Below are 8565 nucleotides of genomic sequence, written 5' to 3' on the forward strand. Positions count from 1 at the left end.
AAAAGAAAGATGAAAACACAGCAGTTTGTAGTGATCGGATTGGGGCGGTTCGGCTCCAGTCTGGCGCTTGAGCTGATGAACCTCGGTTATGAGGTGCTTGGCGTGGATCGCAATGAAGAAGTGGTCGACGAATGGAGCGATCGGCTCACCCATGCCGTGGTGGCGGACGCCACCGATGAAGAGGTGCTGAAATCGCTCGGCGTGCGGAATTTCGACTGCGGCATTGTGGCGATCGGCAACGATATCCAAATGAGTATTCTGAGCGCCATCCTGCTTAAGGAGATCGGTATTAAGACGGTGGTGGCCAAGGCGATATCCGTCCTTCATGGCCGGGCCCTGGAGAAATTGGGCGTGGACCGGGTCATCTTCCCCGAGCGGGATATGGGGGTGCGCGTCGCTCATCAGCTTGTCACGCCAAACTTGCTGGATTATATTGAGCTTTCCAAAGAATACAGCATAGTCGAACTCAGGGTGCCGGGATGCCTGGACGGGAAAAATGTGGGCGATCTGAATCCGCGCGCCCGGTTCGGCTGCAGCATCGTCGCCATCCACCGGGAGAATGGCGTTATTGTCGCCCCCACGGCGATGGATCATCTGGCTCTTGACGACATTATGGTCATTATCGGGGCCAAGAAAAATATAGAAGAATTTGAGAAAGTGCTAATTCAATAAACGCCTTTTTTGCGTTGGAGTGGAGAGTATGATGGAGCAGCAAGCGATCTTGGCCATAGCTATATTTTTGATAACCTACGCACTCATTATTTCGGAAAAAATTCATCGGACCGTCCTTGCCATGGCTGGGGCGGCGTTGATGCTGTTATTGGGGATTCTGAACCAGGAAAGCGCCATTCACCATATTGATTTCAATACGCTTGGCCTGCTGGTCGGAATGATGATCATTGTGAACACGACGGCCGAAACCGGCTTGTTTTCTTATATCGGGATCTGGACGGCCAAATTGGCAAAGGGAAATCCCGTAACCATATTGTGGCTGCTGGCGCTCATTACGGCAGTAGGTTCGGCGTTTCTTGACAATGTAACGACGATCATTCTGATGGTTCCGGTGGCGTTTAGTATCACGCGCCAATTGGAGATAAAGTCGTTCCCCTATATATTTTCGATGATCATCGCCACAAATATAGGTGGTACCGCTACTTTAATCGGGGATCCTCCCAACATCATGATCGGCAGCGCCGTTAATGAATTATCATTCGTCGCTTTTATCGAGAATCTGGCTCCGGTTGCGCTCTTAATCCTGGCGGTGATTTTGCCGATCACGATTTTGATTTTCCGGAAACAACTGAAACCCGCTTTTGCAAATGGACGGAAGATTATGAATCTTAGCCTGGACGGATTGATTACGGATAAAAAACTACTGGTCAAATGTCTGATTATCCTGGGAATTACGCTGCTCGGTTTCTTTTTGCATCAAAGCATACACCTGGAATCGGCCACGGTTGCGCTTGCCGGCGCGTTCCTGCTCTTGTTGATCACTGGAGAGAAGGTTATGGAAAGGGCGTTTCGTTCCGTGGAATGGCCGACGATTTTTTTCTTTGTCGGCTTATTCGTTCTGGTTGGCGGTCTGGTCGATACGGGGACGATCAAGCTGCTTGCCGAAGGGGTTATCGATTTGACCGGAGGTGACCCGCTTTCTACGTCTATGCTGATTTTATGGCTTAGCGCGATCGTATCGGCTTTTCTCGACAATATTCCGCTTGTGGCCACAATGATTCCAATGATTCAGGATATGGGGAATATGGGGATTCAAAATCTTGAGCCGCTGTGGTGGAGCCTCGCCCTTGGCGCCTGTCTGGGCGGAAACGGAACGCTGATTGGAGCGAGCGCGAATTTGATTGGAGCGGGCATGTCGGCCAAAGAGGGCGAACCGGTTACTTTTGTCCGATACTTGAAATACGGATTTCCGCTGATGATATTATCGATCATTATTTCGACCATCTACATTTTATTGCGATATTTCTGAATGTGACCGGTTGAACCGGGTTAATTGAAAAGCTGACGTATTGGCTTAGGGCCTGTACCGTCAGCTTTTTTTATGGGTTTACCGGGTATATTCTTACAGCGGCAGTTCCTCCACGAGTCTCTCCCGGATTTGCATCATCCATTCCTTCATCTCATTGCTTAGATTGGATTTATCCCCGTATACAAGGCAAGTTTCCCTACCCGTCTGCTCCAGCTCGTTCATCGGCACGGTCACGAGGCCGTTGTCTCTCAGCAATTGCTTGCGCAAATACGATTTGGGCAGCAGCGCCGCCGCCTTGCAGGTCGGCAACAGGCGCACGATCGCTTCGAAGGAATCGATCTCCATCCGGATATCGGGAATGATGCCGTAACGGGTGAACAGGTCGTCGATCAGTTTCCGGTACCAGGTGCCCTTGGAGAAGATGATCATGGAGCGGCCGTTCAAATCGTCCATGACAGCTTTGCTGTTCCCGGCGAGCTCATGTCCGCGGGGAACGACCAGCTCCAAATGATCCCGGAACAGCGTGATGCATTTAAGCCCGGACTCGCTGATGGAAGAAGCGATAACCCCGATATCGATCTTGCGTTCGCGGACCTGGGAGACGATCTCATGGGTTTTCCCCGTGATCAGCTTGAGTTCGATATCGGGGAAGCTGTTCATCAGCGCCGTGACGAGCGGCGGCAGCGTCGTCTGGATCGTCGTCAGGCTGGCTCCGAGCGTGACGACGCTGCGTTCCGGCGCTTTGAAGCGGGAAAGGGCTTGAAGGAAATTCTGATGGCGCTGCCGCTGTTCAACCGCGTACACGTACGCCTCCTGTCCCGCTCGGGTGAGCTCCAGCCTCTTTCCTTTCCGCCAAAACAGTTCGACGCCCCATTCCTCCTCCAGCTTGGCGATTTTCCGCGACAAGGCGGGCTGTGATAAATTCAACAGCTTGGAGGCTTTATTTAAACTGGATTGTTCCACGACCGTGGTAAATACGAGCAGGTCTTCAACCATCGGACATCCCCTCTTATGCGAGTTGTTTATAACTATTAATAATTATATTGCAATTCCATTATAAGATAAAAAGTTGTAACATTAAAAGTGACACAAGATGTTCACATGTTATATTTGTAACAAGCGAAAATGACCGCGATCTTGTGTAATTTATCATATACGTCTAGCGGTCGGCTCTAATAGCAATCAATCTTCGAAAAAAATGGATAAGGAACGATGGAAACGGGAAAGGGGAACATGGGCTTATGAAAGGGTTTTATTCCAGAAAGCTGCACTCGCTGCTGGGTGTCATTCCGCTTGGCTTATTTTTTCTGGAACATATGCTGACGAATTTTTCCGCGGTGGAAGGCGGGAGCCAGGGGTTCAAGGACGCCGTTGCATTTCTGAACAGCCTGCCGGTGGTCATTGTGCTGGAGATTTTCGGGATTTGGCTGCCGCTTCTGTATCATGGCGTCTACGGAATGTATATCGCGTTTCAGGCGAAGCCCAACAACACCCGCTTTCGCAATGAGCGCAATTTGCGTTATCTGCTGCAGCGGATCACGGGCGTGCTTGTGTTTGCATTCGTCATCTGGCACCTCTATGAAACTAGACTGCAAGTGGCACTCGGTAACGTGAGCCACGAGGAGCTCGGCGGCGTGATGCATAACATTGTGACGAATCCGGTCTCCTTCACTTTATATCTGATCGGGGTCGTCGCGGCGGCTTTCCACTTTGCGAACGGCTTCTGGTCGTTCCTGGTCAGCTGGGGCATAACGGTCGGACCGCGTGCGCAACGGGTTTCTTCCTATATTTGTATGACGTTGTTCGCCGTGGTTGCCGTCGTCTTTACCTGGTCGCTGTTTGCTTTCCGCGGGGCGGAATTCCAGGCGGAAGGAACGGCGATGCTGGAAACGCTCCGGGTATTTATCGGGTAACAAAACTAGGTAGATGCTTACGAAGCAAGTTTTGTACGAAGTATCTCAAGAAGCTTATGCTACACAAAACTAAGCCTATGCTTACGAAGCAAGTTTTGTCGAAGTATTACAAAGAAGCTTATGCTACACAAAACTTTTAGGAGTTGAAATAGAGATGGCTAAACAGAGCATTATTATCGTCGGCGGGGGGCTGGCGGGATTGATGGCCACGATCAAGGCGGCGGAAGCCGGCGTCCAGGTCCATCTGTTCTCGCTAGTCCCGGTCAAAAGATCACACTCCGTCTGCGCGCAGGGCGGGATCAACGGGGCCGTAAATACGAAGGGCGAGGGGGACTCGCCGTGGGAGCATTTCGACGACACGGTATACGGCGGCGATTTCCTGGCCAACCAGCCGCCGGTCAAGGCGATGTGCGAAGCGGCGCCGGGGATCATCCATCTGATGGACCGGATGGGCGTAATGTTCAACCGGACGCCGGAAGGACTGCTCGATTTCCGCCGCTTCGGCGGCACGAAGCACCACCGGACGGCGTTTGCCGGGGCGACGACCGGGCAACAGCTGTTGTACGCCCTGGATGAACAGGTTCGCCGTTTCGAGGCGGAAGGGCTGGTCGTCAAATACGAGAACTGGGAGTTTCTGTCCGCCGTTCTCGACGACGAAGGCGTCTGCCGCGGCATTTGCGCCCAAAACCTGCGCTCGATGGAGATCGTCACCTTCGCTTCCGATGCGGTGATTTTGGCCTCGGGCGGCCCCGGCATCATTTTCGGCAAAACGACGAATTCGGTGATCAATACGGGGACGGCTGCCAGTGCGGCATATCAGCAGGGCGTCCATTATGCGAACGGCGAGTTTATTCAAATTCACCCGACGGCGATTCCCGGCGACGACAAGCTGCGGCTGATGTCGGAATCGGCGCGCGGGGAAGGCGGGCGGATCTGGACTTACAAGGACGGCAAACCGTGGTACTTCCTGGAGGAGAAATATCCGGCCTACGGCAACCTCGTACCCCGGGATATCGCAACCCGGGAAATCTTCCACGTCTGCGTCGATCTGAAGCTGGGGATCAACGGCGAGAACATGGTCTATCTCGATTTGTCCCACAAGGATCCGAAAGAGCTCGATGTGAAGCTCGGAGGCATTATTGAAATCTACGAAAAATTTATGGGCGACGACCCGCGCAAAATTCCGATGAAGATATTCCCGGCGGTCCATTACTCCATGGGCGGCATGTGGGTGGATTACAATCAGATGACGAACATTCCCGGCTTGTTTGCGGCGGGGGAATGCGAATATCAGTACCACGGGGCGAACCGGCTGGGAGCCAACTCGCTCGTTTCCGCGATCTACGGCGGCATGGTGGCCGGCCCCAAGGCAGTGGAATACATCCGCGGCCTGAAGAAATCGGCGGAGGACCTAAGCCCGGCCATTTATGAGCGTTACCGCAAGCAGCAGGAAGACAAGTATGAAGGCATTCTTGCGATGAACGGTACGGAAAATCCTTATGTGCTGCACAAAGAGCTTGGCGAGTGGATGACGGAGAACATGACCGTGGTCCGTTACAATAACAAGCTGGAAGCGACAATCGGGAAAATCAAGGAACTGAAAGAACGCTACAAAAATATCAATATCAACGACACATCCCGTTGGAACAATGCGGGCGCCGCATTTACCCGCCAGTTGTGGAACATGCTGGAGCTGGCGGAAGCGATGACGCTGGGAGCGCTGCTGCGCAACGAGAGCCGGGGAGCCCACTATAAACCGGATTTCCCGAATCGCAACGACGAGGAGTTCTTGAAGACGACCAAGGCGACGTGGACGCCCGACGGCCCGCAAATCTCTTATGAAGATGTGGACGTCTCCCTGATCACGCCGCGGATTCGCGACTACTCGAAGGACAAATAGGAATAGGGAGGAGAGACTATGGCAACTGCGGAAACGAAAATACCGGTGAAAAAAGTGAAGTTCATTATTACCCGCCAGGACGATCCGAAATCGGCGCCCTATACCGAGGAATTCGAGTTGGATTACCGGCCCGGCATGAATGTGATCAGCGCCTTGATGGAGATTCAGCGGAATCCGGTGAATCTAAAGGGGGAGCATACGGCCCCCGTATGTTGGGAATCCAACTGTCTGGAGGAGGTATGCGGCGCCTGCTCGATGGTGATCAACGGCAAGCCGCGCCAAGCTTGCGCGGCGCTGATCGATAACCTGGAGCAGCCGATCCGGGTAGAGCCGATGCGGACCTTCCCGGTCGTGCGCGACCTCATCATCGACCGCAGCCGGATGTTCAATGCCTTGAAGCGGGTCAAAGCCTGGATTCCGATCGACGGCACGTACGATCTCGGTCCGGGGCCGCGGATGGCGGAGAAGAAGCGGCAATGGGCCTATGAGCTATCCAAATGCATGACCTGCGGCGTTTGCCTCGAGGCCTGCCCCAACGTCAACGAGAAGACCGATTTCATCGGCCCGGCCGCGATTTCCCAGGTGCGCCTGTTCAACGCGCATCCTACCGGGGAAATGAACGCCGAGGAACGTTTGGAAGCACTGATGGAAGACGGCGGCATCGAGGGCTGCGGCAATTCGCAAAACTGCGTCCGCGCCTGCCCGAAAGGCATCCCGCTGACGACTTCCATCGCGGAAATGAACAAAGCGACGAGCAAGCACATGTTCAAACGCTGGCTGGGCGTGTAGCCGTCCGTCCGCTTTCTTTAGAAAAACTACCGGGCTGATTGCCCGGTTTTTTCTTTTATCTAGGCCCTCCCTCTTCCCTCCGCAACTCACAATTGGAAATATCCAGTCAAGGAGGCGAGAATTTCCCTGTGAAGCCTTTCTAATTGGAAATATCCAATATCTGCGATTCAACTGCACGGTGATGGCGGATTTTCCGTTCATTTAATTGGAATTTTCCAATCTAGCTATCGGGGTGAGCCGATCCTGACCATTTTGATTGGATTTTTCCAATGGAGTGAGGCCAAAGCGGCGGTGGCTAACTATACTGCTAGTTGAAAAGGCCCGAACAGGCTAGTAAAATCGTGAAGTGGAAAGGGAAGAGATGATAAAGAGGATAAAGGATAGAGAATAAAGTTTAAAAGGAATGAGCCCAAACCATGAAGCATACGATGAATTTGAATCCGTGGCCTTTTGAAGCGATCCGGTCGGGAAGAAAGCAAATTGAGGTCCGGCTTCATGACGAGAAGCGAAGCAAGGTCCGGCCGGGCGACACGATCGAGTTTTACAAGCTGCCGGACAGGCAGGAGAGTCTGGAAGTTGAGGTAAAGGAGCTGCTCCCGTTCCGTTCTTTTCAAGAAATGTACACCAGCCTTCCTCTGAACGAACTGGATGCGGCGGGCCGGCCGGTCCGGGAACTGCTGGAAGAGACCTATGAAATTTATACGCCGGAGCAGGAAGCGAAGTGGGGAGTTTTAGGAATCAGAGTGAGCTTGTTATAAATGTATAAAAGGGGCCGCCCGCTAGTAGTTGCAACCTACTTGATATGATCCCCATACGGTAGACAGGTGAAATAACAAAACCTGTTGCCGTGAGGGGAGCATTTTTCATGCCCAAAAATAAACTTAATGCGTTAGAGAAATTAGCCATCGTTCAGGAGATTGAGAATAGCCAAATCGGATTGAAGGCTGCCGTTAGGAAGTTCGGTTTGAATAAATCCACCTTGGTAAAATGGCGACATCTTTACCGGTTATACGGTATCGAGGGATTAGAGGTCGGTTCCCACAATCGTAGTTATTCCGCAGACCTTAAACTTCAAGCTGTTAAGGATTATTTAGCTGGGGAATTATCGCAGTACCAAATCATCGATAAGTACAAAATTGCCAGTCGAACCCAACTCGCCGATTGGATTAAGAAGTATAATGGTCATAGAAACTTACGAGCTTACAACGGAGGAAAGACGGCTATGACCAAGGGACGTTCTACAACGTGGCAGGAGAGGCTCGATATTGTCTTGCACTGTCTCGCGAATGGACAAGACTACAACCAGGCGGCAGACCAATTCAAGGTCTCTTACCAGCAAGTATATAGTTGGATCAAAAAGTACGAAGCAGGTGGCCCAGAGGCTCTTCGCGACGGCAGAGGACGCACGAAGGCGCCAGAGAAGCTTACTGAGGAAGCTTACTGAGGTCGACCAACAAAAAAGCTAGCCATGAAGAAGTTGGAGTACGAAGTTGAGCGGCTGCGAGCGGAGAATGCCTTCTTAAAAAAGTTACAGGAGTTCCAAAGGAGGCGACGCTAAGCAAGCATCGACAGGAGAATGTCTATCTCGAAATACAAGCCGTGCAACAGGCAGAGTCGCTCAGCATACAGCTTCTATGCAAGAACTCTGGAGCTGGCGCAGGAAGCTGCGTCAGGCAGTACGCCCATGCTTCATAGCGACAGAGGTTACCAATATACGTCGATAAGCTTTAAAGAGATGTTGGATAACGCCGACATGAAACAGAGCATGTCTCGAGTTGGTCGTTGCATCGACAATGGACCGATGGAGTCTTTCTGGGGGACGCTAAAATGCGAGAAATATTATTTGCATACCTACCGAACTTTTGAACAGTTAAAGAAAGACATTGAGGACTATATCCACTTCTACAATTACGAACGATTACAGAGAAAACTAAACGGCCTCAGTCCGATGGAATTCAGGACCAAGGCCGCATAGATGATTT

Annotated in this window: 9 protein-coding genes; 8 read left to right on the forward strand and 1 reads right to left on the reverse strand. The window is 52.0% G+C overall.

Annotated features, from left to right (window positions below):
- Positions 1 to 9 precede the first annotated feature (9 nt).
- Together V3851_RS22170 and V3851_RS22175 are read left to right on the forward strand one after the other, a co-directional pair.
- Positions 10 to 672 (forward strand): potassium channel family protein, encoded by a 663-nt coding sequence (locus V3851_RS22170; RefSeq protein ID WP_331848706.1) that lies wholly within the window; start codon positions 10 to 12, stop codon positions 670 to 672.
- A 31-nt stretch (positions 673 to 703) separates the two neighbouring features.
- Positions 704 to 1981: an ArsB/NhaD family transporter gene (locus V3851_RS22175; protein WP_331848722.1), complete on the forward strand. Its 1278-nt coding sequence runs from the start codon at positions 704 to 706 to the stop codon at positions 1979 to 1981.
- A gap of 93 nt (positions 1982 to 2074) precedes the next feature.
- On the opposite strand, the gene V3851_RS22180 is transcribed toward V3851_RS22175, so the two are convergent.
- Positions 2075 to 2977, reverse strand: coding sequence for a LysR family transcriptional regulator (locus V3851_RS22180; protein WP_331848707.1), 903 nt, complete (start codon positions 2975 to 2977; stop codon positions 2075 to 2077).
- A gap of 245 nt (positions 2978 to 3222) precedes the next feature.
- On the opposite strand from V3851_RS22180, the gene V3851_RS22185 reads away from it, so the two are divergent.
- From V3851_RS22185 to V3851_RS22210, 6 genes are all read left to right on the forward strand, one after another.
- Positions 3223 to 3894: a succinate dehydrogenase cytochrome b558 subunit gene (locus V3851_RS22185; protein ID WP_331848708.1), complete on the forward strand. Its 672-nt coding sequence runs from the start codon at positions 3223 to 3225 to the stop codon at positions 3892 to 3894.
- Positions 3895 to 4048: 154 nt separating this feature from the next.
- Positions 4049 to 5794, forward strand: a complete 1746-nt coding sequence (gene sdhA, locus V3851_RS22190) for a succinate dehydrogenase flavoprotein subunit (RefSeq protein ID WP_331848709.1) — start codon at positions 4049 to 4051, stop codon at positions 5792 to 5794.
- Positions 5795 to 5812: 18 nt separating this feature from the next.
- A complete protein-coding gene (gene sdhB, locus V3851_RS22195) occupies positions 5813 to 6583 on the forward strand; it encodes a succinate dehydrogenase iron-sulfur subunit (protein ID WP_331848710.1) in 771 nt (256 codons plus the stop codon).
- A gap of 416 nt (positions 6584 to 6999) precedes the next feature.
- The gene (locus V3851_RS22200; protein WP_331848711.1) at positions 7000 to 7341 is read left to right on the forward strand and encodes an ASCH domain-containing protein; all 342 of its coding nucleotides are present in this window, start codon (positions 7000 to 7002) and stop codon (positions 7339 to 7341) included.
- Positions 7342 to 7448: 107 nt separating this feature from the next.
- Positions 7449 to 8027: a transposase gene (locus V3851_RS22205; RefSeq protein WP_331848712.1), complete on the forward strand. Its 579-nt coding sequence runs from the start codon at positions 7449 to 7451 to the stop codon at positions 8025 to 8027.
- 132 nt (positions 8028 to 8159) lie between these two features.
- Positions 8160 to 8558: an IS3 family transposase gene (locus tag V3851_RS22210; RefSeq protein ID WP_331845828.1), complete on the forward strand. Its 399-nt coding sequence runs from the start codon at positions 8160 to 8162 to the stop codon at positions 8556 to 8558.
- The last annotated feature ends 7 nt before the right edge of the window (positions 8559 to 8565 follow it).

Source organism: Paenibacillus haidiansis (assembly GCF_036553665.1).
Lineage (GTDB): Bacteria > Bacillota > Bacilli > Paenibacillales > Paenibacillaceae > Fontibacillus > Fontibacillus haidiansis.

What these genes read in the sequence shown, in the direction of transcription:
- V3851_RS22200 (WP_331848711.1), top strand. Translation starts at nt 7,000, where the DNA reads ATGAAGCATACGATGAATTTGAATCCGTGGCCTTTTGAAGCGATCCGG.
- V3851_RS22185 (WP_331848708.1), top strand. Translation starts at nt 3,223, where the DNA reads ATGAAAGGGTTTTATTCCAGAAAGCTGCACTCGCTGCTGGGTGTCATT.
- V3851_RS22175 (WP_331848722.1), top strand. Translation starts at nt 704, where the DNA reads ATGGAGCAGCAAGCGATCTTGGCCATAGCTATATTTTTGATAACCTAC.
- V3851_RS22205 (WP_331848712.1), top strand. Translation starts at nt 7,449, where the DNA reads ATGCCCAAAAATAAACTTAATGCGTTAGAGAAATTAGCCATCGTTCAG.
- sdhB (WP_331848710.1), top strand. Translation starts at nt 5,813, where the DNA reads ATGGCAACTGCGGAAACGAAAATACCGGTGAAAAAAGTGAAGTTCATT.
- sdhA (WP_331848709.1), top strand. Translation starts at nt 4,049, where the DNA reads ATGGCTAAACAGAGCATTATTATCGTCGGCGGGGGGCTGGCGGGATTG.
- V3851_RS22210 (WP_331845828.1), top strand. Translation starts at nt 8,160, where the DNA reads ATGTCTATCTCGAAATACAAGCCGTGCAACAGGCAGAGTCGCTCAGCA.
- V3851_RS22170 (WP_331848706.1), top strand. Translation starts at nt 10, where the DNA reads ATGAAAACACAGCAGTTTGTAGTGATCGGATTGGGGCGGTTCGGCTCC.
- V3851_RS22180 (WP_331848707.1), bottom strand. Translation starts at nt 2,977, where the DNA reads ATGGTTGAAGACCTGCTCGTATTTACCACGGTCGTGGAACAATCCAGT.